Below are 25,368 nucleotides of genomic sequence, written 5' to 3' on the forward strand. Positions count from 1 at the left end.
ATGGCCTTTCGTCTTCAGCTGGCTGAGCCGGTGGTGGTCGGGGCGGACGGCGTGGTCGGTGCCGGTGTGCGAGGCTGCAGGTCGTCGTGGACGATGCGCCCGTCGCAGATCGTCAGTTCGTTCGTGATCTCCGCGATATCTGTCGGCGGCAGCGTGAAGGGGTTGGCGCTGGCCAAGGCGAGGTTGGCCGGCTGACCGGTGCGGATGTGGCCGTTGTCGGCCGAGCGCAGCAGGTGTGCCGAACCTGCGGTGTAGGCACGTAGCGCCGTCGTCAGGTCGATCGCCTCGTCGGGCAGCAGCGGCGACTCATCCGCGGCGGTCGGGTGCGAGCGATTGAGCGCGACATGGATCGCGTCCCACGGGTTCGCCGTTGATACCGGCCAGTCCGAACCCATCGCCAGATGGGTGCCGGAGCGGTTGAGGGACCCGAAGGGATAGAGCCAGCCGCTGCGCTCGGCACCGAGGAACGGCAGGTTGAGGTCGATCATCTGCCCGTCATAGCAGGCCCACAGCGCCTGCAGGTTCGCGGTGACGCCGAGTTCGGCGAAGCGGGGGACATCGGCGGGATCGACGACCTGGACGTGGGCGATATGGTGACGGCGTTCGCCGGTGTCAGCTGCGCCGGTCGTCCCGGTGCCGGCCGTGCCCTGGCTGCGGACGGCCTCGAAAGCGTCGAGGGCGGCCTTGACTGCAGCATCGCCGATCGCATGGCAGTGGATGTCGAAGCCGGCCGCATCGAGGGCCGCGAACGAGGCCTCGAGGTGGTCGCGAGTGAAATAGCTCGTCCCGAAGCCACCGCAGGTGCACGTGTATTCGGTCGTCATCGCCGCGGTCCGGGACTCGACGATCCCGTCGAGCATGAACTTCACCGAGGTGGCGCGGAAGCGTCCGTCGGAGCGTGCGAGATCGGTCAGTCGGGCCACCTCGGCGTCGATGTCCTCGACTCCGCGCGGCCACCACAGGCTGCCGACGACCTCTGACCGGAGCTCGCCGGATTCCGATGCGCCGACGTAGGTGTCGTACGGGTCGCGGTGGCCGCCGTAGTCGCCGACGATGGCGTCCATCCACGCGGTCACGCCGAGGGAGTTGAGGTAGCGCTGACCTTCGCGCAGACCGGCCAGGACCTCCTCCTCGGAGGCGGAGGGAACGTGGGCTGAGACGAGGTCGATGGCCGATTCGTGCAGGCACCCGGTGGGGCGGCCCGCGGAATCGGCGACGATGACGCCGCCGGCAGGTGCCGTGGACGTCTCGTCGAGTCCGGCTGCGGTCATCGCCTGCGTGTTCACCCATGCCGAATGGTGGTCGGCGCTGAGCAGGATCGCCGGCCGATCGGGGCAGGCCACGTCGAGGATGTCGGCGGTCGGGTCTCCTCCGGGAAAGTGGGCCATCGACCAGCCGCCGCCGATGACCCAGTCGTTCGCAGGGTCGGTCGCGCCGTCATCACGGTTCGTGTCGGCGACATAGTCGCGGACCATCTGCAGCGCGGTCTCGAGGCTGTCCGCTCCGCTGATATCGCAGGCCAGGGCCTCCTGACCGCCGAAGGTCGTGTGCACATGCGCATCGACGAAGCCGGGAGTGAGCAGCTTCCCGTCGGCGTTGATCGTGCGCGACGCGGGCACGGCTGCGGGTCCGGTGCCGATCTCGGTGATGATCCCGTCGCGGATGCTCACACGATCCTCGGCGCGCAGAGCCTCACCGTCGAAGATCGTGACATCGAGGATATCGAGGTCCAATGCTGCCTCCCGACTGCAGTGTCGTGGCAGAGGCGGATTGCCGAGCCCGCTCTCTGAGTGTGTTGTGGATCACTGTGAAGTCACCTTAGCGGAACATCCCCCGTGATTCCACTGATTCCGTTGCAGAAATATGCGTCAAGTGAGGGAAACTGCAACACGGATTGTCAGTAGCGCTGATTCAGCGTCTCACACTGCGATATTCGCACAGGAGTCGTTGGCGGCAATGGTGAAGCCGCGGGGCACCGACTTGTCGTCGATGCCCCGCGGCTTCTGTGGGGTTGAGAACTGAGCGCTTCAGCCGGGGAAGGTCTCTCCGGTGAGCTTCTCGAAAGCCTCGATATAGCGGGCACGGGTCTTCTCGACCACCTCGGCGGGCAGCGCCGGGGGAGGCGTGTCCGATGCCTTGTCCCAGCCGGATTCTTCGGTCAGCCAATCGCGGACGAACTGCTTGTCGAAGCTCGACTGAGCCTTGCCTGCCTCATAGCCCTCGGCGTCCCAGAAGCGGGAGGAGTCCGGGGTGAGCACTTCGTCGCCGAGGACAATCGTGCCGTCGGGCAGGGTCCCGAACTCGAACTTCGTGTCGGCGAGGATGATCCCGCGTTCCCGGGCGATCTGCTCGGCACGCTGGTAGATCTCCACGGTCAGGTCGCGCAGCCTCTCTGCGGTCTCGGTCCCGACGGTCTCGGCGACGGCCTCGAAGCTGACGTTCTCATCGTGTTCGCCGAGCTCGGCCTTCGTCGCCGGAGTGAAGATCGGAGGCTCGAGGCGATCGGCCTCGACGAGTCCGGCCGGCAGCTGGATGCCGCACACGGACCCGGTGGCCCGGTAGTCCGACATTCCCGATCCGGTGAGGTAGCCGCGGGCCACGCACTCGACGGGGAACATGGAGAGGTTCTGCACGATGAGGCCGCGGCCGGCCACGGCCTCGGGCACGTCGGAGCTGATGACATGGTTGCCGATGACATCGGCGAGCTGATCGAACCACCACAGGCTGAGTCCGGTGAGCACCTTGCCCTTGTCCGGGATCTCCGAGTCGAGCACCCAGTCATAGGCGGAGATGCGGTCCGAGGCGACCATGAGCAGCTGCTGCGCACTCGCGGCATCGGCGGCGTCGGCGGGAATGTAGAGGTCGCGGACCTTCCCCGAATACACGTGCTTCCAGCCCGGCAGCACCGGGGCGACCGGTGCGGGGGCGGCGTATCCGGAGGCGAGCTCGATACGTCCGGCGGCGGCCGCCTCGGCGATATCGGTGCGGTGCTGCTCACCGTCCCACTTGATCTGGCCGACCGCGGCATAGGCCTTCGCCCGCGCATCGTCGAGGTCGTCGCCGAGGGAGACGACGGAGAGCACGCGGCCGCCGGAGGTGACGATGTCACCGGTCTCGGCGATGTCCTTCGTGATCACGGCATCTTCGGGGGCGAATCCGCCGCTGGGACCGGTCGCGAGTTTCGTGCCAGCGTGGAGGACGCTGACGTCGGGCAGGGTCGCGACGGTGTCGAGCCCGCGGATGATGTCTCCGGTGCTCGGAGTGCCCGGGTAGTTCTCGGCTGCCATGACCACGGTCACCGAGGAGCGCGGATCCCATTCGAGGGGTGCGGTCTCGTTCAGGCGGCCCTCGGCGGCGGCGAGTAGCGTCTGGCCCAAGGGGCTGGACAGGCGGGCGAGCACCGACTGGGTCTCCGGATCGCCGAAGCGGACGTTGAACTCGATGACGCGCAGACCCTTCGACGTCAGCGCGAGCCCGCAGTAGAGGAGCCCGGTGAACGGGGTGCCGCGGCGGGCCATCTCATCGACGACGGGCTGGGCGACGGTGTCGATGATCTCGTCGACGGTGCCGGCAGGCAGCCACGGCAGCGGCGAATACGCGCCCATCCCGCCCGTGTTCGGGCCGGTGTCACCGTCTCCGATGCGTTTGAAGTCCTGAGCCGGGGCCAGGGGAACGGTGGTCGTGCCGTCGCAGAGGACGAACAGGGAGACCTCGGGGCCGTCGAGATAGTCTTCGATGACGACCCGGTCGGAGACCTCGAGGCAGGAGCTCGCATGTGTCAGCGCGGCATCGAGGTCATCGGTGACGACGACTCCCTTGCCGGCGGCCAGGCCGTCGGCCTTGACCACGTGCGGGGCGCCGAATTCGCGCAGTGCGGCCGCCGCCTCGTCGGTCGAATAGGCGACCACCGTACGTGCAGTCGGCACGTTCGCGGACTCCATGACCTCCTTTGCGAACGCCTTCGAGCCTTCGAGGTGCGCGGCTTCCGCGCTGGGGCCGAAGACGGGGAAGGAAGCTTCGCGCAGAGCATCCGCAACTCCGGCGACCAGCGGGGCTTCGGGCCCGATGACGACGAGATCGACGTCGAGGGTCTCAGCCAGCGCGGTCACGGCGGCGGCATCCGAGGCATCGACCGCCTCGGTGTGGGCGATCTGCGCGATACCGGGATTGCCGGGAGCAGCGATGACGGCGTCGACCTGCGGGTCGCGCGAGAGAGCGAGGACAAGGGCGTGTTCACGGGCGCCCGAACCGATGACAAGAACCTTCACGCCACCAGCCTAAAGGGTCGTAGGCTTGAGTGCGTGACCTTCTCGACTTTCACCCCCGCGCAGGCTGGCGAGCTCGCAGTCGTCGAGCGCTCCGGCTTCATCGAATCCCGACACATCGGGTCCGCCGTCGTCCTCGACCCGGACGGATCACCGCTGATCAGTCTGGGCGCCCCCGATGCTGCAGTGTTCACACGCTCGAGTCTCAAACCACTGCAGGCGATCGCGGCGATGAGCCTCGGGGCGCAGTTGACCGGACCCGCCGCGGCCCTGGCCGCCGCCTCGCACAAGTCCGAAGCCGGGCACGTCGAGGTGGTCGAATCGATGCTGGAGACAGCAGGGCTGAGCGTATCCGACCTGCAGTGCCCGTCCGCCCATCCCGCCGACGGAGCCTTCCGCCGCGAACTGCAGGAACGCGCACGGGCGCAGGGGGACGAAAACACCGACCCGCGCTCGCCCCTGTATTTCAACTGCTCCGGCAAGCACGCTGCGTTCCTCGCCGCCGCCCGCGCCATCGGAGCCGACACCTCCACCTATCTGTCCCCGGACCACCCCGTGCAGCAGAAGGTCGCCGAGGTGGTCGAGACCTTCGCCTCCGAGGAACCCTCCGCGGTCGGCATCGACGGCTGCGGGGCACCCGTGTTCGCGCTCAGCCTCACCGGTCTGGCCCGGGCCATCGGCCGTGTCATCCGGATGGGCAGCGCCGACGGCGCGGTTGAGGAGACGGCCGGACCATGGACTGCCTATGAGCGTGAGGCCCGCACCCTCACCGAGGCGGTCTTCGCCGACCCATGGACGATCGAGGGGCACGGCCGACCGAATTCGACCGTCATCGACCGACTCGGCGTCTTCGCCAAGGGCGGGGCCGAGGGCGTCATCGTCATGGCCACCCGGACCGGGTATGCCGTCGCCGTGAAATGCCTCGACGGATCTTCCCGGGCCACCGGGTTCGTGGCGCTGACCCTGCTCCAGCGGGCGGGAGCGTTCGACGCCGAGCCGGGAGCCGCCTCGGCGCCGGAGAACGACACGGTGGAGGCCGTGATCGCTGCGATCACGGACCCAGTCACCGGGGGCACGGATTCCGAGGGGCGGACGAACGTTGTCGGACGCCTGGAGCTCGGGGAAGATATTGCCGATATCGGTGAGAGGAAGAGGGACTGATGGCGATTCGCAGAAGGATCGACCCCGATCAGGGACGCAGCGCACTCGAGCTGTGGCTGACGCAGGCGAGGCTCGATGCGGCCCCGGCCGACCGATCGACCACCGCCACCGCAGTGCGCTTCACTCTCGAAGAGCTCGCTTCCCGTGCCGAAGGCAACAGCGTCGAAGTCCGGGTCCCGCCGTTCGGCGTCACCCAGTGCATCGCCGGTCCTCGGCACACCCGCGGCACCCCGCCGAACGTCGTCGAGACCTCCGCCGAGGTGTGGCTGGGTCTGGTCACCGGACGCACCGACTTCCAGGCCGCGCTCGCCGCCGGGGACATCGACGCCTCGGGAACCCGAGCCGACCTCGGCGATTTCCTGCCCCTCTTCACCCCTGCAGAACTCGAGGCCTGAGCATGAGCGCACAGATCACGCAGACGACGTCGTTCATCGGCGGGCGGCAAGTGCCGTCCCTGCTCACCTACGCCAATATCGACCCGGCCACCGGCGGCCAGCTCGGCGATATCGCCCGCGCCGGGGCCGATGAAGTCGACCGGGCGGTGCAGGCTGCGGCGAAAGCGCAGCAGGAATGGAAGCGCTCGAGCCCCGAGCAGCGCTCCCGTCTGCTCATCGCCACCGCGGCCGTCATCACCGCCAACCGCGACGATCTGGCCCGCATCGAATCCGAGGACACGGGCAAACCTCTCACCCAGGCCTATGCCGATGTCGATGTATGCGCCCGTTACTTCGAGTTCTACGGGCACACCATCGAGTCCTACTACGGTCATGCGATCCCGCTGGCCGAGGACATGCACGTCTACACGCGCCGAGAGCCCTTCGGCGTCACCGGCCACATCGTGGCCTGGAACTATCCGCTCCAGCTCATCGGCCGCGCCGCCGCCACCTCGCTGGCCACCGGCAACTGCGCCGTCGCCAAACCCGCGGACGAGACCCCGCGGTCGACCGTACGGCTGGCCGAACTCATCCACTCCGTCGGCTTCCCGGCCGGAGCCTTCAACGTCGTCACCGGCCTCGGCGCCGAGGCGGGAGCGGCACTGAGCGCCCACCCCGGAGTCGCACATCTGGGCTTCGTCGGATCGACGCAGACCGGCTCGGCCATCGCCCACGCCGCTGCCGATCGGGTCGTGCCCACGGTCCTCGAACTCGGTGGGAAGTCCGCGAACATCGTCTTCTCCGACGCCGATATCGATGCGGCGATCCCGTCGCTGGTGCGCTCCATCATCCAGAACGCCGGGCAGACCTGCTCGGCCGGGTCCCGGCTCATCGTCCACCGTGACATCCACGCCGAGGTCGTCGAGAAGATGGCCGCCGCCATGGCGCAGGTGACCATCGGCTACGGTCTCGACGACCCGATGCTCGGGCCCCTGATCTCGGCCAAGCAGCATGAGCGGGTGGACGGGTTCCTCTCCGAAGTCGATTCCGGGCAGATCGTCACCGGCGGAACACGGCCGGGCGGGCTGGCCGACGACCTTGTCGCCGGGGCGTTCATCACCCCGACCATCGTCGACTCCGTCGACCCGGAGTCCCGGATCGCCCAGGAGGAGGTCTTCGGTCCCGTCGTCGTGACCCTGCCGTTCGCCGACGACGATGAGGCCGTGGCGCTGGCCAACGGCACCGACTACGGTCTGGTCTCGGCCCTGTGGACGCAGAACATCTCCCGTGCCCACCGACTGGCCGCCGAGGTCGACGCCGGTCAGATCTTCGTCAACACCTACGGTGCCGGCGGGGGAGTCGAACTGCCCTTCGGCGGGTTCAAGAAGTCCGGCTACGGACGCGAGAAGTCCATCGAAGCTCTCGACGAATACACGCAGACGAAGACCGTCGCCATCAAACTGTGACTGTGCCGAAGAGGGCAGTGAGCCGATGACCTTCTCGGTCCTCGGGCTCGTCCTCATCGCCTCCGTCGCCCACGCCGTATGGAACCTCGCCGCGAAGTCCGTCACCGGCAAGGGTTTTGCCTTCGTGCTCGCCTACCACGGGCTCTCGGCGATCCTGCTCGCCCCGCTGGCAATCGTCATCATCGCCACCGGAGGCCAGTCGCTGAACTGGGGTCTGGTCGGTGCGGCGGCGCTGAGCGCGGTCTTCCACATCGCCTACTCCGTGGCCTTGCAGTCCGGCTATGACCACGCCCCGCTCGGCGTCGTCTACCCGACGGCGCGCGGCACCGGGCCCGTGGTCACGATCATCATCGCCGTGGCCTTCCTCGGTGAGCGTCCCACCCTCGCCGAGGCGGCCGGAGCCTTCACCGTCATCGCCGGGATCGCTGTCGTCACGATCCGTCCCCGCGGCGGGGTCGGCCCCACCAGCAGCCACGGATTGCGCCGCGGGCTCGCGTGGGGCGGGCTGATCGGGGCGTTCATCGCCTCATACACGCTGTGGGACGACTTCGCCGTCAACCATGTCAGCGACTCTCCGCTGCTCTACTTCGCCGTCTCCGAAGCCTGCGTCGGGCTGATCATGACCGCGGGAGCCTTCGCGCTTCCCGGCGGGCGGGAGAAGCGCGCCGATCTCAGAGAGATCCTGACGAGCCACAAGCGCGCGCTGGTGACCGTGGCGATCCTCTCACCCCTGGCGTATGTGCTCGTCCTCTATGCGATGCAGCAGGCACCGGTGGCGCTCGTGGCCCCCGTGCGGGAGACCTCGATCATCGTCGGCACCCTGCTGGCCTGGTGGTTCTTCGGAGAGAGGAACGTGGTGCTCAAACTCGCCGGTGCCCTCATCGTGGTCTTGGGTATCGGGCTCATCGCTCTCGGGTGAGAGGGCCGCGGTTCAGCGGCGGCGCCCGGGCTGTCGGCGGTTGACCCGCACCACCCGCACCGGGCACACGGCATGCGAGAGCACACCCTGCGACGTCGACCCGAGGACGGTGGCGACGAACCCGCCACGGCCGCGGGAGCCGATGACCATGAGATCGGCGGTGTATGTGGCGGACACGAGCACCTCGGTGGCGGGAGCATCGAAGACCGAGTACCGCACCTCGAGATCGAGGAAGTCGCCCTTCAGCGAGTCGGCAGCGGCAGTGAAGGACTTCGCCGCTTCGTCGTACATCCGGATGAGGTGCTCCTCGCTGGGCATCCACTCGGGCGAGAGGATGTGCGTGGCGGTGACTCCGACGAGGCGCAGCGGAACACCGTAGATCGCGGCCTGAGAGGCTGCGGCACGCAGCACCGGGGTGTCGGTCTCGAAGGGATCGACGGCGGCGACGACCTCCCCTGAGAAATCGGGTCGGGTTCGTCGGTCCGCCTCGGCGGTGGGGTCATGCGTCGTGCGGACGGGATCGTCGACGGGCAGGGGAGTCGTCGGCATGACCCGGGTCGGCCACGTGCTCGGGACGACGACAGTGGGGCACTGCGAGTGCGCGGGCATCGCCAGGGCCACGGAGCCGAGTAGACGACCGGCGAACCCGCCGCGACCGCGGGCGCCGACGACGGCGAGGGCGGCGTTCTTCGAATGCTCGACCATGACCCCGGAGGCGTCACCGGGCGCGATCGTCGTCGATACGGGAACGCCGGCCTTGGTGACGGTGGCGGCGGCCGCCTCGGCGATGTCTTCGACGGTCTTCTTCACGGCGCTGTCGAAGTCGGCGGGGTACACGATGTCGGCCTGGCTCATATTGACGCCGGGGACGGTGTAGGCGGAGACGATGCGGATCTCGGAGGAGGTCTTCTGTGCGTGCGTGATCGCCCACTGCAGGGCGCATTCGGCGTTGTCGGAACCGTCGATGCCGACGATGATCGTGTGGGACATATCGGAACCTCTGTCTTCAGTGACCGTCAATCTGGTTGAGTCCAGCTTAGTTGTGTCCAGTTTATGGGAACTGGCATGAGACTGCCTGGGAGGAACCTCAGGCTGACTCGACTAGACTGTTCGCGACCTGTTGTTCCGGGGCGATCCCGGCGTTTCATCGGCCTCAAGGCCACGTGTCCAAGGAGATCATGAAGGACCAGATCGACGTCTCCGTCCGTCGCAGCCCCAAGTACTCGGTGTTCATGGGCATCGGCGCGGTGCTCGGCATCGTGCTTGCTGGAATCCTCGCGGTCTTCGTCGACCCGGCCGATATGCCGATGGGCTACACGGTGGCCAAGGGACTGGGCCTGCTGCTGCTCGTCCTCGGGATCGGCGGACTGTTCCTCGGCGGACTCGTCGCACTCATCCTCGATTGGCGGGGACGGAAGAAGTCGAAGGAGTTCCGGGTCGGTGCGCAGATCGACATGGTCGACGACCCGAAGGAGATCGCGCGCCGTCGCATCGCCGAAGCCCGCGGGGAGGACCCGGATGCCGGCGCCGCCGAGGGTGGGACCGCCTCGGCGAGCCAGGATGCCGCACCCGAGGCGGATGACTCCGCACCAGCGGCAGACGATGTTGAGCCCACTGCCGACGATGCGGACGAGGCGGGAACGGGCCGGGATACGGCCCCCGGTTCCACAGTCTGATCACCGGGTCAGAGCGCCGTTGCGGGTATGAGACAATTTCACTCGTGGCAAGAGGAGACGGGCAGCTGACGCACGAAATCGACCCCCAGGACCGCGGACCGCAGGACGAATGCGGTGTGTTCGGAGTCTGGGCCCCCGGCGAGGAAACCGCCAAACTCACATACTTCGGGCTCTACGCCCTGCAGCACCGCGGACAGGAGTCCGCGGGAATCGCTGCCAGCAACGGCAAGCAGATCCTCATCTACCGTGACATGGGCCTGGTCTCTCAGGTCTTCCATGAGCGCGATCTCGAGCTTCTGCAGGGCCATATCGCCGTCGGGCACACGCGGTATTCGACGACCGGATCACCGTCGTTCGAGAACGCTCAGCCCACCCTGGGGCCGACTCCGTTCGGCACTGTGGCGCTGGCACACAATGGCAATCTGACGAACTTCGACGCCCTCGAGGCCATGGCCGATTCCCGTCGCGACCACGCGACGAAGGTCGTCGAGGAGGCCACGAAGAAGACGTCCCGCACCCGGCCCTTCCGTGATTCGTCGAACGACACCTCCCTGGTCACCGAGCTGTTCGCGACCGAAGAGGGTGAGAACCTCACCGAGGCGGCCCTGACCCTGCTGCCCCATGTCGAAGGTGCGTTCTCGCTGGTCTACATGGACGAGCACACCCTCTACGCCGCCCGGGACCGGCACGGGGTGAGGCCCCTGTCACTGGGACGGCTGGAGAACGGCTGGGTCGTGGCCTCGGAGACCGCGGCGCTCGACATCGTCGGTGCGAAGTTCGTCCGCGACGTCGAACCCGGGGAGCTCATCGCCATCGACGAGGACGGTCTGCGTTCGCACCGCTTCGCCGAACCGGACCAGGCCCGCTGCGTCTTCGAATACGTCTACCTCGCGCGTCCCGACAGCATGCTCGCCGGCAAGAACGTCCACGCCGCGCGCACCCAGATGGGCCGGCAGCTCGCCGAGGAGTACCCGGTCGACGCCGACCTCGTCATCGCCACTCCCGAATCCGGAACGCCGGCGGCCGTCGGCTATGCCGAGGCCTCGGGCATCCCGTTCGGCCAGGGGCTGATGAAGAACGCCTATGTCGGACGCACGTTCATCCAGCCGTCACAGACCCTGCGGCAGCTGGGCATCCGCCTCAAGCTCAATCCGATCCGGGAGAACATCGAAGGACGACGTCTCGTCGTCGTCGACGATTCGATCGTGCGCGGAAACACCCAGCGGGCGCTGGTGCGCATGCTGCGGGAGGCCGGAGCGGCAGAGGTCCACGTGCGCATCTCCTCCCCGCCGGTGAAATGGCCGTGCTTCTACGGCATCGACTTCGCCACCCGGGCCGAGCTCATCGCCAACGGACTGACGACGAACGAGATCTGCGAGAACCTCGGTGCCGATTCTCTGGGCTATATCTCTCTGGACGGCATGATCGCCGCCACCCAGCAGGAGCGCAGCCAGTTGTGCACCGCCTGCTTCTCGGGCGAATACCCGATTCCCGTCAACAACACCCCCGCCGACAAAGGATGCTGAGTTGAGTTCCGACGCGAACCCGAAGTCCACCACCTATGCCGCCGCAGGCGTCGACGTCGAGGCCGGAGACCGCGCCGTCGAACTCATGAAGGCCGCGGTCTCGGCCACCCACAACTCCTCGGTCGTCGGTGGGATGGGCGGATTCGCCGGACTCTTCGACGTCTCCGTGCTCAAGGACTTCGAGCGTCCGCTGCTCGCCTCGTCGACCGACGGTGTGGGTACGAAGGTCGCCATCGCTCAGGCCATGGACAAGCACGACACCATCGGCTACGACCTCGTCGGTATGGTCGTCGACGACATCATCGTCTGCGGTGCCCGGCCTCTTTTCATGACCGACTACATCGCCTGCGGCAAGGTCGTGGCCGAACGCATCGCTGATATCGTGCGCGGAATCGCCGACGCCTGCGCCTCGGCCGGTGTCGCACTGGTCGGCGGGGAGACCGCCGAACACCCGGGTCTGCTCGGGGTCGATGAGTACGATGTCGCCGGTGCCGCCACCGGAGTCGTCGAGGCCTCGAAACTGCTCGGCCCGGAAAAGGTCCGTGCCGGGGACGTGCTCATCGGTCTGCCGTCCTCGGGCATCCACTCCAACGGATACTCGCTGGTCCGCCACATCATCGCCGAGGCGGGATGGGGCCTGGATACGCATGTGTCGGAATTCGGGCGCACCCTCGGTGAGGAGCTGCTCGTTCCCACTCATGTCTACACCGGCGAGCTCGCCGCTCTCTTCGACGCACTGCCCGACGCGGTGCATTCGGTCTCGCACGTCACCGGCGGGGGACTGTCGGCCAATGTGGCCAGGGTGCTTCCGCAGGGTCTGGTCGCGAAGATGTCGCGCGCCTCGTGGGAGATCCCGGCCGTGTTCTCCGTGCTCGGCGACCTCGGCGGAGTGCCGCAGGACGACCGGGAGCGCACCTGGAACCTCGGCGTCGGCATGGTCCTCGTCGTCGACGCAGCGTCGGTCGATGGTGTGCTCAAGGCGAGCCCCGGAGCCTGGGTGCTCGGCGAAGTCGCCGCCGATGACGGTTCTCTGGCGACCGATCCCTACTATGTGCAGGGCGCCAAGGGCGTCGACGGCGGCGCCGCGATCCTGCAGTAGCTTTCGAGTGGCTCGCGCGGCGGCTCAGCAGATCTCAAGCGGCTGGCCTGGTCGCGGGGCATCCCTCACCGTTAGTCTCGCCCTCTCGGCGCAGAGGCTTCGCACACCGTTAGTCTCACACCCTCGTGTTCCTGCACGGGGGTGTGCTGCTTGCGGTTTGTGATGGCCGCGGGAGTGGAGGAATTGCACTCAACGGCGCGTGATGCTCCTCGGTCACAGCCGCCTCGGCGAGGGGATGGAACTCGAGTTCTCGGTCATTCGGCGCGGTTGCGCATGGCGGGCGCCGCCTCGGCGGGGGAATGCCCACGAGCGGATGGACCGGCGGGCCTACGACCGTCTGCGCGCACGACTGAGGGCGGGGACCGAAGTCCCCGCCCTCTGTGCGTGTCAGATCAGCCGTGTGCGGCTGGACTCATCCGAGATCAGTTCTCGTACTCGTCGTCATCGTCGACATTGTACTTGTCGGCGTAATCCGAGTAGTCGGGTTCATCGTCGTACGGATCGGACGGACCGGACTTGCTCGCGTCGGCGCCCAGCTCCTGCTGGAGTCTATTAAGGTCGGTATCCGGGCTGTAGTACTTCAGCTTCCGAGCTACCTTGATCTGCTTTGCCTTTGCGCGGCCGCGACCCACTGGCGTGACCCCCTCCGTCGTCAATGGGGCGAATGGCCCCGGACTAGATCTCTGCTATGCGCTTAAATCCTACCTGTTCATACTGGGAAGTTCCATTTTGTGAGTGGACCTTGGATAGGCTGAACCCATGGCCTACCGTCGCGATTATGTCGTCACCCTGCGGATCTTCGAACCCCTTGTGGTGCATTCCGAATTGCAAGACAGGCAGGTGGAGGACAACCGGTCACGCATCGAGGAGCAGATCTCCCACGACGCTGACAAGCGCTTGATCTCCCTGCCGCCTTCGCCCGTGGCTGATTCCTTTCGGCGCACTCCGATCTACCTTCCAGCGTCTCAGACCGCGGACGGGGTGGACCGCTTCTGCCCTGCTCAGGAAGACATTCGTGGATGGGAGGCGCTCGATTCGCTGGCCGAGCACACCTCGAAGGCGACCTTGGACATCGTCGCTCCGAAGTCCGCTCGCCGACGTGCCGCCAGCCGTCGTGCGGAGTGGCTGCAGGACGCCAAGGACACGCGGATCTTCACCCGCGTCTCTGCCTGGGACGTGCCCCCGTCGTGGTGGCTGTTCTTCTCTCTGACCGAGGATCAGATCATCACCGAGGAGACCGACGAGGGCCTCCGGGTGCTCATCCGTACGGATATCCTGGCCGCCTCGGCGCGCATGGAATGGGCCTCGGAGACGATCGCGGACACCTCGAAGGTCGTCGATATGGTCGAGCAGACCTCGGTTCTGGCCGAGTGGATCGACACCTTCGACATGAACTCGGTCCTCGAACTCGACCTCGGCGGGATGTCCGATGTGCTGTGGCCGAGCGAAGCCGCGGAACTCGTCGACTCGTGGGTCACGGCGCTGAGCAACAACGATTCCGAGTCAGCGGTCGCTGCCTTCCAGAAGTATGCGGCCGGCTGGGAGCAGCTCAACCTCTACGCCCGCAGCTCCTGACCCCAATTACTACCTGACGGGGGCTGAGCAACCTGGCGCCAGGTTGCTCAGCCCCCGTCAGGTAGTAAGAAGGGCGGATAGGATTGTCTGCGAACGAGCCGCACCCGAGAGGACGAGTCCCGCAAGCGTATGGAAGAGAAGAAGCGACGTCTCCTGACGAGCCAGGACCCCGCTGCTCAGGGGCCCGACCCCGCCGGTGCGTCCGATGGCCCCGGCGCCGGTGAGTCCGCGACCGACATCGCCAGGTCCGCTGGTACCCCGAAACCCGCGACCCGGGTGAAACCGCTGTCGAAGGTCTCCATCGGCTGGCGCATCGTCGTTCCCGCCATCGCCTTCGTCATCCTCACCTGCGGACAGTTCCTCAACACGAACGACTTCTTCCCGCTCGGATCACTCACCCAGTACGCCACCGCCAAAGACCTCAACGGAACCGTGAACTCCACGTGCATCGAAGCTCAGTTCCCCGGCGAGGACGAACCGCGCCGCCTCGGGTTCAATGCCGCGACCGTCGGCATCGAACGCGGTGACGTCGAATCCCAGCTCGACAGAGTCATCGCCCACCCCGAACTCCTGCAGTCGATGGCCGACTCGTACATCCGGCTGCACCCGGACGAACCGAAGCCCGAAGCGATGATCCTCTGCCGCACCACCACACAGCTGAAGAACGGCCTGGCCGTCGGCGAACCCGAACAGACGACGCTGGCGAAGTGGGAGGTCCGATGAGCAGCATCCCGACCCTGAGGTCGACCCCCACCGAGGCGGCCCCCACAAATCCGTTCCTCCGCTGGTTCATGCCCGAGGTCCCCCTCGCTCGGGTGGCCGTGTTCCGTGTCTTCATCTACCTGTTCATCATCATCGATGTGCTCACGATCTCCGGTGATGTCATCGCCCACGGCTGGACGCCGGAGTTCTACCAGCCACTGTGGCTGGCCCGGTTCCTTCACATTCCCGCCGTCAGCGTCCTCGGCGCACAGATCCTGCTCACCCTCATCATCGTCTTCTCTCTGCTCGCCGCCGCCGGAATCATCCAGCGCCTCAGCGGCTGGGCGGTGGCGCTCAGCTTCGGCGCGTGGATGTTCTACACGCAGGGCTACGGTTACGTCGCCCATGATCATATGGCGCTCGTCATCGCCGCCTTCGTCCTGCCGACGGTCGGAACGGCGCGCTTTCGGGACGTCGGCACCGCCTCGGCGCGGGCCGGCTGGGCGCTGCGGATGGTGCAGATCTCCGTCGTCCTCACCTACTTCTACTCGGTGGTGATGAAGTGGATCGCCTCAGGCAACATCACCCACTGGGCCAACGGTGCGGTCATCATCTGGGCGCTCATGCGCCGCGGCGCCGAATGGTCGAAACCGTTCCTCGAGATGCCCGGCCTCCTCATCGCCGCGCAATGGGCGACACTCGTCTTCGAGTTCCTCTCACCCGTCGTCCTGTTTCTCAAGCGCAAGTGGCTGTACGGGGCCGTGGCCTTCTTCTTCCTCTTCCACCTCATGACCTACCTGGCGCTGGGCATCCACTTCCTGCCGACCGTCATCTGCTGGGCGGCGTTCCTGCCCCTGGAGAAGCTCGTGCCCAAGCGCTTCACCAGCACGGGCACCGCCTAATCCGCGGCGTCGTCGACCCGGCTGAGCGCGCTGATCACAGCACGCACCGCGACACGTTCGGCCGTGTCCGGACGCATCACGGCTACGATCCAGCGTGTCGTCGTCACCCCCGTCAGCGGCACCAGTGACAGTCCCGCATCGCGCGGCGTCGTGAACCGGGGGAGGAGCGCGACCTGGTCCGAGGAGGCGACGATCGCTTCGATGAGCCGGTTGTCCCGGATGCGTTGGACGACGTCGAGGTCGCGACCGGTGAGATGCTCGATCGAGGTGAGGATCGTGTCGAAGGGGTATCCGCGGGGCACTCCCACCCAGCGACAATCGACGACATCGTCCGGGGTCAGCGCGGCGCGATCGGCAAGCCGATGGCCGACGGCGAGGGCCACGTCGATCGGTTCGCGGGCGAGCGGGACGACGGTGAGTCCGTCGGTACCCAGGGGGCGTTCGGCGACGAGGCTGTGTGCGACAACGATATCGACATCTCGGGTCAGCCCCGCGAATTCGTGCTCGGCGAGGTCGACATCGTCCATGCGCAGATCGATGTGCGGGTGGTCCTCCCGCAGCCTGCGCAGCGCATCGGGGAGGAGGTGGGTGAGCGCGCTCGGCAGCCCGGTCAGGGCGATCTCTCCGACAGCTTCGCCGAGGTGGCCCTCCCATTGGGCCTGCACCCGGGCAAGCGTGCGGGCCACGTCCCGACCGCCGTCGGCGAGCAGTCGTCCCGCGGCTGTGAGCGTGAGTCCGCGACCGGCGGGTTCGACGAGAGCGTGGCCGATCTCGCTCCCGGCCTGCCTCAGCTGCTGAGAGACGGCCGACGGGGAGCGATGGGTGACATCGGCGACGGCGGTGACGCTGCCGTATTCGTCGAACAGGCGCAGCAGCTCAAGATGCTTCGGATCGATGACCATGAAGCCATGCTACAGAGTCGATGAAGCACTCTGCGATTGTGCTTCATTGTTCTCGAAGTTGAGAATGGGGCCATGTCGTTCAAGCACTGTCTGCTCGCCGCCTCGGTGGCGGTGATGTGGGGACTGAATTTCCTCGCCATCGATCTCTCCCTGGCCCAGTTCCCGCCCTTCTTCCTCGTGGCTCTGCGCTTCGCCCTGCTCGCGGTCCCCGCGCTGCTCTTCGTGCCGAAGCCCGACGTCAAAGCGCGGTGGATCATCGGCTACGGACTCGGCTTCGGACTGCTGCAATTCCTCTTCCTCTACTGGGCGATGGCCGCCGGCATGCCCGCGGGCCTCGCGTCCCTCGTCCTCCAAGCCTCGGGCCCCTTCACAGTGCTGCTGGGCATGACATTCCTGCGCGAGAGGGTCCGCGGCTCGCAGATGGCCTTCCTCCTCATCGCGATGGCAGGGCTCGCCGTCGTCGGCTGGCAGCGCTTCGACTCGAACGCGAGCTTCCTGCCCTTCCTCCTCACCCTCGCCGGCGCCTTCGGATGGGCGATCGGCAATATCTGCAACCGGCAGGCTCACACCACTGAGCCGATCAAGCTGACGATGTGGATGTCGCTCGTCCCGCCCGTGCCGATGCTCGCCCTCTCCCTTGCGGTCGAAGGACCCGACCGGGTCGGGGCGTCGTTTTCGGGACTGACCACCCCAACCGGACTTCTTGCCATCGCTGGGCTGATCTATACAGTGGTCATCGCGACGATCCTCGGTTCGGGCGTGTGGTCGTGGCTGATGTCGCGCAACCCCGCCGGGGTCGTCGCCCCCTTCTCGATGCTCGTGCCCGTCGTCGGAATGAGCGCGGCGTTCGTCTTCCTCGGCGAGCGGGTCACCGTAGGCGAGCTGTGCGGGGCCGTCCTCGTCATCATCGGGGTCCTCGGCGCGGGTTTGAAGGCCGCGAAAGGGGCGCGGATTCTCGCCGCCGCTGAGGCGGTCGTGCCGGTGAGCGCGCCAACGGAGGATTCGACGCGGGCGATTCCATCAAGGCCAGTTGACAAGGGTTCGCGTAGCCTGGGGTCATGACCGCCGATGATGCGCCTCCGACCCTTCATGACGACTGCCTGTCCGCCGAGGATCTGCTCGCGTCCCCGCGGGGACGCTCGCTCGTGTTCGGGCTGGCCCTCGAGCAGGTCGAGAGTTTTCCGTGGACTGGCGATGAAGAAGCCCCAGGCGCGGAGGCGGTGGTGCGCAATCTGAGGTGCCTGTGCCCGATTGCGCCGACTTGGAGTGCAGTTAAGGAAGCCATGTCCGACGTAGTCGACGCTGCAGTGTATTGGCAGCCTCCTGATGATGACGATTGGGGGACCGCGGAAATCGGCGAGGTGCGCGAGGCTCTGCGTCCCTTCGCCGAGATGCTCGTTTCCACGGGCTTACTAGATGCCTGGTCGAAGCCACTCGATCCCGATGATCAGTGGGCGCTGGGCTGGGACGTCAAAGAACTCAATGAAGTCAATGGACGCCACACAGGACTGCCCGCGGTCTTCGACCTCGAGACAGGCCCGACGGATGAGCGCATAGAAATCACTCTGACCGATCTATACCCGCCTCTTGACGAAGACGGGGCGAGTCTCTCATGGGGATTGGACGAGTGGCTTGCAGATGTCCTCACCACGGAAACCCGTTACCGTCACGATTTCGCCAAGAACCCGTATATGGAGCTCAGCGGCGAATGGTGGTCGACTCCGCCAGACGGGCTCTGGTCGTCGACGGGGACCTGGCCGGACGGAACCCTGATCGGCGTCGAACTCGTCGAGGACGATTTCGGTCTCGAGCGTGCCCGAGCCTGCCGTCTGCGACTGCGCCCGGACGCTCGCATCGCCGAGATCCGGACACCCGAGGATTGGGCCGATCTGTGCCGCCGCTACCCGCTCGACGTCACCGCCCAGCGCCGCTATGTCTGGTCCGAGACCACCGGGCGCAAGGGCCGCTGGGTCATCCCCGACTGGTCACGGGTGGCCGAGGAATTCGACGGTGTCCACGTCGGTCTGGCCGGCTATCTGCGCACGGCCGGTGCGGTCATCGACGTGGCGGAGGGCCGCCTCGGCGAGAAATCGGAGACCATCCCCACGGCAGGTAACACGGACGATCGGACCGCGAGTCTCGTGGCGGGCTGGCACCCGGATACTACGTACTGGCTGAACAACGTCATCGAAGCCGTCACCGAGGTGGCCGAATGGCACTATGACAGCGACGCTGATCGGTGGGTGCAGGACTGAGTGAGCTGAATGAAAGTCAGTCGCCCGGGGCCAGGCTCGGGGCCTCCGTGATCCCGAACCGGGACTTGAGAGCCCGGCGGGCGGCGAACCAGCCGTTCATCCCGTGCACGCCCGGTGCCGGCGGGGTCGCTGCCGAGCACAGGTAGGCACCGGGGACGCCGAGGCTGTAGTTGTCCCAGCTGGTGCGCGGGCGGGCCATCATCCGGTAGAAGGAGACGATGCCGGTGGCGATGTCCCCGCCGATGTAGTTCTGGTTGTGGCCGGCCATCTCGGAGGCGGGGATCGCGTTGTGTGCGACGATCCGATCGCGGAAGCCGGGAGCGAAGCGTTCGAGCTGGCGGGTGATGTACTCGGTCGGGTCGAGCGGGCAGTCGAAGGGCACGTGCGCATACGTCCACAGCGGTCGCAGGCCGTTCACCTCGCGGGATGGGTCGAAGACGGTCGGATCCGAGATCAGGCACACGGGATCGGCGGGCATGCGACCGGACATCACCTGTGCCTCGGCGGCGGCCATCTGCGCCCGGGATCCGCCGATGTGGATAGTGCCGGCACGGCCGACCTCGGGGTCGGACCAGGGGACCGGTCCATTGAGGACGAAGTCGACCTTGGCAGCGGCGTTGCCGTGTTTGAAGCTGCGCAGGGCTTTGTCGACGTGGCTCGGGATGAGGCCGGAGAAGATCTGCGCGGCGTTCAGCGCCGAGGTGTCGAGCAGGTAGGCGCGGGCAGCGGGCATGTCCGATACGTGGTCGATGCGCGCATCCGTGTGCACGGTTCCGCCGTGGGCTTCGAGGTCGGCGACGAGGTAGTCGATGATCGACTGCGATCCGCCGATGGGGGAGGGCCAGCCGCCCGCGTGGGCGACGGTCGAGAGCATCGTGGCCGTGGCCGCGGTGCCCATCGCCGGCAGCCCACCGATTGCGTGCGCGGCGACGCCGGTGAACAGGGCCTGGGAGGATTCGTGGGAGAGCGGAATGTTCCACGCGGGACTGGCCTGGGACAGGAGCCGCAGGCCGAACTTCACGACGTTCGCGATGCCGGGAAGATCGCGCAGGGTCTCTGGCACAGAACGTTTGTCACCGAGGGAGAGCCAGATCGCGTCATCGACCCGGTCGAGCAGCGGAGCGAAGAAACGCCGCCATTCCGGTCCTGCCGCGCCGAGGTGGTCGACCGTCTTTTCGAGATCGTGGAAGGCCAGCGCGGCGGGTTTGCCGTCGAGGGGCTGGGCGTAGGAGATCTCGGGGGTGGTGAACTCGAGGCCGCGGGCACGCAGGTCGAAGTCGACGAAGAAGGGGCTGGCGATGGCCAGTGGGTGGACGGCCGAGCAGATGTCATGAGTGACGCCGGGGGCCAGACCGAGGTCGAGGGTGCGGGCGCCGCCGCCGATCGTCGGCTGAGCCTCGTAGACTTCGACGCTCAGCCCGGCACGGGCCATGGTGACGGCGGCGGCCATGCCGTTCGGGCCGGATCCGATGACGACTGCATCTACACCTGTGCTCATGGGGCCAGTCTAGGGGAGGAACGGCGCGGCCTATTTTCGATCGTCAGCCTCGTGGGACGCGTTTTTCTTCTTGTCGACGACGATCGACACCAGCACCAAAAGCAAGAGCACCGAAATTGAGCTGATCCAAGTGCTGGTCAGACCAGCGTTTGTTGAGACAGCGCCGATGGCAACGAGCACGGCCGTCAATGTCAGATAGACATATCGACGGTCGTTGAATTGTTCGTTCGTGTTGTCGCCGGCCGCGAGTGCGAGGGCTATCGCTGCGCTGAGCACCAGCGGAGCGAACTGAGTGATCGGAATTACTCCGTCCATCACCGGAATGATGATGCCGAATGCGAGAAAGGCGCAATCGGCAACGAGCAGCATCACCATTCCGGCCCGGTACGTCGTCAGCCCGGCGAATCTCATTCTGCGATTCCGCAGCCGTAGACATCGTCGAAGAACGCGCATTCGAGGTCGACGGCGTGCCGCCACACGCGGGTCAGGGACTCGGCGGCTTCGGCGTCGCCGGAGGGGAAGACGCGTTCGAGTTCGTCGACGAGGAACTGCACCCACCCGTGAAAGGCCTCGCCTCGGTGGAGATCGATCCAGCCTCGGTGAATATGTCGCGGCGGCATGTCCTTCCGGGACTCGGCCCAGTCGAGATAGAGCCATTCGGCGACAACGAGGACGACGAGCAGCTGCGGATACGACGCCGAAGCGACTGACGAGTCCATGAGATTGCGGAACCCAACCGTCGGGGCGGTCAGTTCCGGGTGGAGATAATCGGCTGTATCGACTCCCAATTCGGCGAAGGAGTCGACGAAATAGGTGTCCTCATCGGCGACGAGCATTCCCAGCTGTCGGGCGAACCGCAGCTTCGCCTCGAGTTCATCGGCGTGGGCCACGCACGCGCCGAGCATCGACAGAAACGACTCGAAGAACTGATAGTCCTGCACCAGATAGTCGCGCATCACTGCGTCGTCGATGCTGCCGGCGAAGAGCTCCCGGACGAACCGGTGATCGACGGCTCCCGCCCACTGCCGGCTGGTCGAACTCACCAGTGCTGATACCGCTCCGTCGGCGTCCACGGTGATCGATGTGTCGAAATCTGTGGTGGTCATTGCTTGTCCACTCCCTCCGCCGGTGTTCACCGGATCAGGTTCAAAGGGTCTGCATGCGCACTCTCAGCGCCGGTCCTTTCGGCGCTCCCCTGTAGCACTTCGACACTATCATCGGGATAAGGTGTGCTGTCAGAGCGAACGGGCCAGGGCTGGCAGATCAGGGCCGGTCGGGCCAGGGCTGGCAGATCAGGGCCGGTCGGGCCCGGACCGGCGGATCAGGGTCGGCCGTTCCAGATCGCGATTGTCGAGCACCCATGTGGCGTTTTCCCACGGAGCAGCCTCGGCGAAGTAGAGTCGCTGACCACCGACGTAGCGGAGATTCGACTCATCCTCGGGATCGGTATCGAACCGTCCGGCAAATCGCTCGTTTCCTCGTGGGACCGAGACTTCAAACGGAACATCGACCCAGATGCTCGCATCCCAGAGATCCACAAGCTCGGGACGATGGAGGAAGATTCCCTCGACCAGGAGGACGCAGTCGTTCGGCAGGCTCCGAGGTTCGGGCGCTATCGGCCGATCCTTGTCGACGTCCCACACGGCTGGAACGACCGAGTCGCCTCGTCGAAATGGTTCGACGACGGATTCGACGAAGGCTCCGTAATCATAGGAACGGCGATAGAAGGTGTCTGGCCCCTTGCCTTGGGCGTAGCGAATCGCCCGAGGGAAGTGGAAGCCGTCGATGCTGATGGCGGTGACCCGGCGGTCGGAATCTTGTCCAGGAACGTCCGCAGCGGTCTTGGCCAAATTCACGAGCTCGTGAGCGAGCATCGTCTTCCCCGCACCGTCGACCCCATCGAGGGCCACGAGAGCGCGTTGCCTAGGCCGGACTACGCGGAGATCGGCGAGCAGGTGACGTAGGACCGTGTCCCGGGACCTCACCGGGCTGTGGACCCGGCGGGGGATACCGACTGTGGGGCCGCCTCGGCGAGGGTGTCGGCGATGAAATCGGCGATACGGTCCGCGGCAGGCTGACGACCTGCCGACTGTTCGGCGGACTCGACGGACGGGTTGTAGTTCGTGTTCGTGTTGATGTCGTAGACGACCTGACGGCCGTCGGCGGTCTCGATGAACTCGACGCCGGCGATCTCGATGCCGAGGTCGGCCAACAACGTTTCGAGCCGAGCGATGAGCGGTGTTCCGGCCGTGATCTCCTCACGGCGGGCGAACTGGGGGACCGCCTCGACGTCGGGATCGGCCCCGGCACTCGGAATCGTGCAGGCATCGGCCGGGCACAGCTCGAACGACCCACCTGAGACGTCGACGCGCACCGCATAGTGGAAGCGTCCGCAGATGAATTCGGCACGGGTGATGAACGGCTGAGCTGGCTGCACATACTCCTGGATGAGGGTGATGCCGTCGATCGGCGCATTCGCTCCACCGGGCGCGAACTCATCGGCGACCGCCTCGAGCTCGGCGTGGGAGTCGAAGCGACGCACACCGAGGCCCTTGCCGCCCTGATTGTGCTTCGTGATGAATGGGGGAGTGAAGCCGGCCGCGGCGTCGACGAGCGCCCGCGGTCCGAACGCGGCGACGGTGCGCGGAACATCGAAGCCCCGGCCGGCCAGCTCGCGATGCTGACGGACCTTGCTCACCTCGAGCTCGTAGACATCGCGTCCGTTGATGACTCGGCGGCCGGCGGCGGCGAGCCAGTCGAGGACCGCACGCCCGTACTCCTTCACATGCGGATCGGTCCGGGTGTGCGCCGACGCCGACAGCCGCGACCAGAAGATCCCCTGTGGAGGCTCGGCGTCGAGATCGATCGTGGTCTCGGGCAGCAGCCATTCGACATGGGCGACGCCGAGGCGGTCGAGCGCATCCGTGAACGGAGCGATCCATTCCGGATTGTCGTGGATGATGTGCACCGCCGGACCGTCGCCGACGGGCAGGGCATGAGAACTCATCGCGAACCTTTGCTCGGGGTGCCGGCGCGATCGCTCGCCCGGCGGATCTGCTCAACGAGCCTACGCCACCCCGACCGTCGTTGGCCCCTTCGTCATGTCCGTGCTGCGGCGTAGACTCAGGTCATGGCTATCGCAAAGCAACCTGTGGTCGTACTCGATGCTCCCGACGCCGCCGAACTCGCAGAGTTCTACGGGCAGCTCCTCGATTGGAAGGTCGCGGTCGAGGAGGACGGCACCTGGGCGGAAGTCACCTCCGATTCCTGGCCCCCGCTGTGCATTCAGCAGGTCGAGGACTATCACGCGCCCAGCTGGCCCGGTCAGGCCCACCCTCAGCAGATGCACCTCGACGTCATCGTCGACGACCTCGATGTTGCTGAGAAATCCGTGCTCGAGATCGGTGCGGGCAAAGCCCCCGAACAGCCCGGCGAGACGTTCCGGGTTTTCCTCGACCCTGCCGGTCACCCGTTCTGCCTATGCAAGGGATGACCGGCCCCGCCCAGAGCTGATCCGGAGAGACCATCGGCGCTGACACGCGCCGGCTCAGACCAGGTCGGCCTCCTCGTTGAGCTCCTGGGCGAGGTCCTTCGCCTCTTCCTTCGACGCCGCCGACGGAGTCGAACCCCACAGCGGACGACGATTGCTCTCAGGCACGAAGTGGATCGTGACGAGCCCGATGACTCCAGCGGCCATGAGGTAGATCGCCGGCCACATGAGGAATCCGGTGGCGTTGATGAGCGAGGTCATGACGAACGACGTCGTGCCGCCGAACAGCGAGATCGAGACGTTGAACGCGATCGCCAGTGCACCGGCGCGGACCATCGTCGGGAACAGCGACGGCAGAGTCGAGGGCATCGTAGCGCTGAAGCAGATGAGGCTGAGCCCCATGATGAGCAGGCCGAGGAAGACCACGAAGTCGTTGTGCCCGCGGATGAGCCACAGTGACGGGAACGAGAGCACGATGAGCGAGAGCGCTCCCGCGCGCACAACGGCCTTGCGGCCCAGCCTGTCCGAGAGCTTGCCGATGACCGGGATCAGCGCCAGACAGCAGGCCATGACGATGATCTGCAGGACCTGCGAGGTCAGTTCTGAGACTCCGCCGCTGCCCTGGAGGTCTTCGACCATCGGGAAGTACACGGGAATGAAGGAGGTGAGCATGTAGTTCGTCACGTTCCAGGCCAGCACCAGACCACAGCAGGCCAGCAGGTTCGGCCACAGCTTGAAGATCTTCTTGAACTCGCCCTTAGCGTGGTTCTTCTGCTCCTCCTGTTCGGAGAGCTTCTCCATCTCCTTGTAGGCAGGAGTATCCGCGAGCTTCGTGCGCAGGTAGACGCCGATGAAGCCGAGAGGCAGAGCGACGAAGAACGGGATCCTCCAGCCCCACGACTCGAGGAACTCGGGAGTCGAAACAGCCTGCATGATCGTGGCGACGAGTGCACCGAGGACGTAGCCGGTGAACGTTCCGACCTCGAGCAGGCTGCCGAGGAAGCCGCGGCGCCGGTCGGGTGCGTATTCGGCGATGAAGGTCATCGCATTCGAGTACTCGCCGCCGGTGGAGAAGCCCTGGAGCAGACGGCAGGCCAGCAACAGGAACGGTGCCCAGAGGCCGACGGTCGCATAGTCGGGGATGACACCGATGAGGAAGGTGCCGGCGGCCATCATGATCATCGTCATCGCCAGCACCTTGTTGCGCCCGATCTTGTCGGCCAAAGGGCCGAACACCAGACCGCCGAGCGGACGGACAAGGAAGGCGACGGCGAAGAGTCCGGCGACGATGACGGTCCCGATCGGTCCTGAGTCCTCCGGCAGGAAGATTCCCTCAATCACGACGGCGAGGTAGCCGTAGACACCGAAGTCGTACCATTCGGTGATGTTGCCGATGGCCGCGGCGCCGATGGCCCGCTTCGTGACGTCGGGCTTGGTCACTGTGATCTCTTCCGGCCGCCACCGCCGGCGGACATTATCCGGTCCGAACATGTCCCTCCCTCCGATTGCCGGTGAGAGGCTTGCGGGAACGCGACCCGGGCGCGAATCCACAGAGTGT

24 protein-coding genes and 1 riboswitch are annotated in these 25,368 nt (G+C 66.3%); of the genes, 13 read left to right on the forward strand and 11 right to left on the reverse strand.

Annotation, left to right across the window (positions count from 1 at the left end):
• Positions 1-14: 14 nt before the first annotated feature.
• Together KTJ89_RS04460 and purD are read right to left on the reverse strand one after the other, a co-directional pair.
• Positions 15-1,733, reverse strand: a complete 1,719-nt coding sequence (locus tag KTJ89_RS04460) for an amidohydrolase (RefSeq protein WP_259356885.1) — start codon at positions 1,731-1,733, stop codon at positions 15-17.
• Positions 1,734-2,027: 294 nt separating this feature from the next.
• Positions 2,028-4,268, reverse strand: a complete 2,241-nt coding sequence (gene purD / locus KTJ89_RS04465) for a phosphoribosylamine--glycine ligase (RefSeq protein ID WP_259356886.1) — start codon at positions 4,266-4,268, stop codon at positions 2,028-2,030.
• 33 nt (positions 4,269-4,301) lie between these two features.
• On the opposite strand from purD, the gene KTJ89_RS04470 reads away from it, so the two are divergent.
• The 4 genes from KTJ89_RS04470 to KTJ89_RS04485 are packed head-to-tail and all read left to right on the forward strand — an operon-like array spanning position 4,302 to position 8,185.
• Positions 4,302-5,426 (forward strand): asparaginase, encoded by a 1,125-nt coding sequence (locus KTJ89_RS04470; RefSeq protein WP_172175337.1) that lies wholly within the window; start codon positions 4,302-4,304, stop codon positions 5,424-5,426.
• Positions 5,426-5,821, forward strand: a complete 396-nt coding sequence (locus KTJ89_RS04475) for a sterol carrier family protein (RefSeq protein ID WP_172175334.1) — start codon at positions 5,426-5,428, stop codon at positions 5,819-5,821. The genes KTJ89_RS04470 and KTJ89_RS04475 overlap by 1 nt, the downstream gene beginning before the upstream one ends.
• A gap of 2 nt (positions 5,822-5,823) precedes the next feature.
• On the forward strand, positions 5,824-7,266 hold the full coding sequence (locus tag KTJ89_RS04480) for an aldehyde dehydrogenase family protein (RefSeq protein ID WP_259356887.1): 1,443 nt from the start codon (positions 5,824-5,826) through the stop codon (positions 7,264-7,266).
• A 25-nt stretch (positions 7,267-7,291) separates the two neighbouring features.
• Positions 7,292-8,185: an EamA family transporter gene (locus KTJ89_RS04485; RefSeq protein WP_259356888.1), complete on the forward strand. Its 894-nt coding sequence runs from the start codon at positions 7,292-7,294 to the stop codon at positions 8,183-8,185.
• A gap of 12 nt (positions 8,186-8,197) precedes the next feature.
• Here the strand turns inward: KTJ89_RS04485 and KTJ89_RS04490 are convergent, their stop codons facing one another.
• Complete coding sequence (locus tag KTJ89_RS04490; protein WP_259356889.1) at positions 8,198-9,175, reverse strand: universal stress protein; 978 nt, start codon at positions 9,173-9,175, stop codon at positions 8,198-8,200.
• 188 nt (positions 9,176-9,363) lie between these two features.
• Here KTJ89_RS04490 and KTJ89_RS04495 point away from each other — a divergent pair, with 188 nt between their 5' ends.
• Genes KTJ89_RS04495 through purM form a run of 3 tightly spaced genes read left to right on the forward strand, consistent with a single transcriptional unit; the run spans position 9,364 to position 12,486 of the window.
• The gene (locus KTJ89_RS04495; RefSeq protein ID WP_259356890.1) at positions 9,364-9,861 is read left to right on the forward strand and encodes a hypothetical protein; all 498 of its coding nucleotides are present in this window, start codon (positions 9,364-9,366) and stop codon (positions 9,859-9,861) included.
• Positions 9,862-9,905: 44 nt separating this feature from the next.
• Entirely contained in the window at positions 9,906-11,387 is a 1,482-nt protein-coding gene (purF, locus tag KTJ89_RS04500) for an amidophosphoribosyltransferase (protein WP_139470412.1), read from the forward strand.
• 1 nt (position 11,388) lies between these two features.
• A complete protein-coding gene (gene purM / locus KTJ89_RS04505) occupies positions 11,389-12,486 on the forward strand; it encodes a phosphoribosylformylglycinamidine cyclo-ligase (protein WP_259356891.1) in 1,098 nt (365 codons plus the stop codon).
• Between the two features lie 422 nt (positions 12,487-12,908).
• Here the strand turns inward: purM and KTJ89_RS04510 are convergent, their stop codons facing one another.
• Positions 12,909-13,118, reverse strand: a complete 210-nt coding sequence (locus KTJ89_RS04510) for a DUF3073 domain-containing protein (RefSeq protein WP_139470410.1) — start codon at positions 13,116-13,118, stop codon at positions 12,909-12,911.
• A 127-nt stretch (positions 13,119-13,245) separates the two neighbouring features.
• Here KTJ89_RS04510 and KTJ89_RS04515 point away from each other — a divergent pair, with 127 nt between their 5' ends.
• The 3 genes from KTJ89_RS04515 to KTJ89_RS04525 all read left to right on the forward strand — a co-directional run bounded on the left by KTJ89_RS04515 (position 13,246) and on the right by KTJ89_RS04525 (position 15,665).
• A complete protein-coding gene (locus KTJ89_RS04515) occupies positions 13,246-14,061 on the forward strand; it encodes a DUF8083 family protein (RefSeq protein ID WP_172175322.1) in 816 nt (271 codons plus the stop codon).
• A gap of 129 nt (positions 14,062-14,190) precedes the next feature.
• Positions 14,191-14,784: a hypothetical protein gene (locus KTJ89_RS04520; protein WP_259356892.1), complete on the forward strand. Its 594-nt coding sequence runs from the start codon at positions 14,191-14,193 to the stop codon at positions 14,782-14,784.
• Positions 14,781-15,665 carry an HTTM domain-containing protein gene (locus KTJ89_RS04525; RefSeq protein ID WP_259356893.1) on the forward strand — a complete coding sequence of 295 codons (885 nt, stop codon included), beginning with the start codon at positions 14,781-14,783 and terminating at the stop codon, positions 15,663-15,665. Before KTJ89_RS04520 ends, KTJ89_RS04525 begins: the two co-directional genes overlap by 4 nt.
• On the opposite strand, the gene KTJ89_RS04530 is transcribed toward KTJ89_RS04525, so the two are convergent.
• On the reverse strand, positions 15,662-16,567 hold the full coding sequence (locus KTJ89_RS04530; protein WP_259356894.1) for a LysR family transcriptional regulator: 906 nt from the start codon (positions 16,565-16,567) through the stop codon (positions 15,662-15,664). The genes KTJ89_RS04525 and KTJ89_RS04530 overlap by 4 nt on opposite strands.
• Positions 16,568-16,639: 72 nt before the next feature.
• On the opposite strand from KTJ89_RS04530, the gene KTJ89_RS04535 reads away from it, so the two are divergent.
• Together KTJ89_RS04535 and KTJ89_RS04540 are read left to right on the forward strand one after the other, a co-directional pair.
• Positions 16,640-17,629, forward strand: a complete 990-nt coding sequence (locus KTJ89_RS04535; RefSeq protein ID WP_259356895.1) for an EamA family transporter — start codon at positions 16,640-16,642, stop codon at positions 17,627-17,629.
• The gene (locus tag KTJ89_RS04540; protein WP_259356896.1) at positions 17,626-18,822 is read left to right on the forward strand and encodes a hypothetical protein; all 1,197 of its coding nucleotides are present in this window, start codon (positions 17,626-17,628) and stop codon (positions 18,820-18,822) included. Before KTJ89_RS04535 ends, KTJ89_RS04540 begins: the two co-directional genes overlap by 4 nt.
• Before the next feature lie 16 nt (positions 18,823-18,838).
• On the opposite strand, the gene KTJ89_RS04545 is transcribed toward KTJ89_RS04540, so the two are convergent.
• From KTJ89_RS04545 to KTJ89_RS04565, 5 genes are all read right to left on the reverse strand, one after another.
• A complete protein-coding gene (locus KTJ89_RS04545; RefSeq protein WP_259356897.1) occupies positions 18,839-20,320 on the reverse strand; it encodes a phytoene desaturase family protein in 1,482 nt (493 codons plus the stop codon).
• Positions 20,321-20,350: 30 nt separating this feature from the next.
• Positions 20,351-20,695, reverse strand: coding sequence for a hypothetical protein (locus tag KTJ89_RS04550; RefSeq protein ID WP_259356898.1), 345 nt, complete (start codon positions 20,693-20,695; stop codon positions 20,351-20,353).
• Positions 20,696-20,727: 32 nt separating this feature from the next.
• On the reverse strand, positions 20,728-21,426 hold the full coding sequence (locus KTJ89_RS04555) for a TenA family protein (RefSeq protein ID WP_259356899.1): 699 nt from the start codon (positions 21,424-21,426) through the stop codon (positions 20,728-20,730).
• A riboswitch (TPP riboswitch) is annotated at positions 21,421-21,527 on the reverse strand. Its footprint overlaps the gene before it by 6 nt.
• Before the next feature lie 85 nt (positions 21,528-21,612).
• Positions 21,613-22,230, reverse strand: a complete 618-nt coding sequence (locus KTJ89_RS04560; RefSeq protein WP_259356900.1) for a nucleoside/nucleotide kinase family protein — start codon at positions 22,228-22,230, stop codon at positions 21,613-21,615.
• 71 nt (positions 22,231-22,301) lie between these two features.
• The gene (locus KTJ89_RS04565; RefSeq protein WP_259356901.1) at positions 22,302-23,327 is read right to left on the reverse strand and encodes an ATP-grasp domain-containing protein; all 1,026 of its coding nucleotides are present in this window, start codon (positions 23,325-23,327) and stop codon (positions 22,302-22,304) included.
• A gap of 123 nt (positions 23,328-23,450) precedes the next feature.
• On the opposite strand from KTJ89_RS04565, the gene KTJ89_RS04570 reads away from it, so the two are divergent.
• A complete protein-coding gene (locus KTJ89_RS04570) occupies positions 23,451-23,813 on the forward strand; it encodes a VOC family protein (RefSeq protein WP_259356902.1) in 363 nt (120 codons plus the stop codon).
• Positions 23,814-23,867: 54 nt separating this feature from the next.
• Here KTJ89_RS04570 and KTJ89_RS04575 read toward each other — a convergent pair whose 3' ends face one another.
• Positions 23,868-25,250 (reverse strand): MFS transporter, encoded by a 1,383-nt coding sequence (locus KTJ89_RS04575; protein WP_229664224.1) that lies wholly within the window; start codon positions 25,248-25,250, stop codon positions 23,868-23,870.
• Positions 25,251-25,368 lie beyond the last annotated feature (118 nt).

It is taken from the genome of Brevibacterium sediminis (assembly GCF_024895295.1).
GTDB lineage: Bacteria > Actinomycetota > Actinomycetes > Actinomycetales > Brevibacteriaceae > Brevibacterium > Brevibacterium sediminis.

Coding starts and splice junctions, on each gene's coding strand:
- KTJ89_RS04475 (WP_172175334.1), top strand. CDS start 5,426: ATGGCGATTCGCAGAAGGATCGACCCCGATCAGGGACGCAGCGCACTC.
- KTJ89_RS04480 (WP_259356887.1), top strand. CDS start 5,824: ATGAGCGCACAGATCACGCAGACGACGTCGTTCATCGGCGGGCGGCAA.
- KTJ89_RS04485 (WP_259356888.1), top strand. CDS start 7,292: ATGACCTTCTCGGTCCTCGGGCTCGTCCTCATCGCCTCCGTCGCCCAC.
- KTJ89_RS04490 (WP_259356889.1), bottom strand. CDS start 9,175: ATGTCCCACACGATCATCGTCGGCATCGACGGTTCCGACAACGCCGAA.
- KTJ89_RS04495 (WP_259356890.1), top strand. CDS start 9,364: ATGAAGGACCAGATCGACGTCTCCGTCCGTCGCAGCCCCAAGTACTCG.
- KTJ89_RS04515 (WP_172175322.1), top strand. CDS start 13,246: ATGGCCTACCGTCGCGATTATGTCGTCACCCTGCGGATCTTCGAACCC.
- KTJ89_RS04520 (WP_259356892.1), top strand. CDS start 14,191: ATGGAAGAGAAGAAGCGACGTCTCCTGACGAGCCAGGACCCCGCTGCT.
- KTJ89_RS04525 (WP_259356893.1), top strand. CDS start 14,781: ATGAGCAGCATCCCGACCCTGAGGTCGACCCCCACCGAGGCGGCCCCC.
- KTJ89_RS04530 (WP_259356894.1), bottom strand. CDS start 16,567: ATGGTCATCGATCCGAAGCATCTTGAGCTGCTGCGCCTGTTCGACGAA.
- KTJ89_RS04535 (WP_259356895.1), top strand. CDS start 16,640: ATGTCGTTCAAGCACTGTCTGCTCGCCGCCTCGGTGGCGGTGATGTGG.
- KTJ89_RS04540 (WP_259356896.1), top strand. CDS start 17,626: ATGACCGCCGATGATGCGCCTCCGACCCTTCATGACGACTGCCTGTCC.
- KTJ89_RS04545 (WP_259356897.1), bottom strand. CDS start 20,320: ATGAGCACAGGTGTAGATGCAGTCGTCATCGGATCCGGCCCGAACGGC.
- KTJ89_RS04550 (WP_259356898.1), bottom strand. CDS start 20,695: ATGGTGATGCTGCTCGTTGCCGATTGCGCCTTTCTCGCATTCGGCATC.
- KTJ89_RS04555 (WP_259356899.1), bottom strand. CDS start 21,426: ATGACCACCACAGATTTCGACACATCGATCACCGTGGACGCCGACGGA.
- KTJ89_RS04565 (WP_259356901.1), bottom strand. CDS start 23,327: ATGAGTTCTCATGCCCTGCCCGTCGGCGACGGTCCGGCGGTGCACATC.
- KTJ89_RS04570 (WP_259356902.1), top strand. CDS start 23,451: ATGGCTATCGCAAAGCAACCTGTGGTCGTACTCGATGCTCCCGACGCC.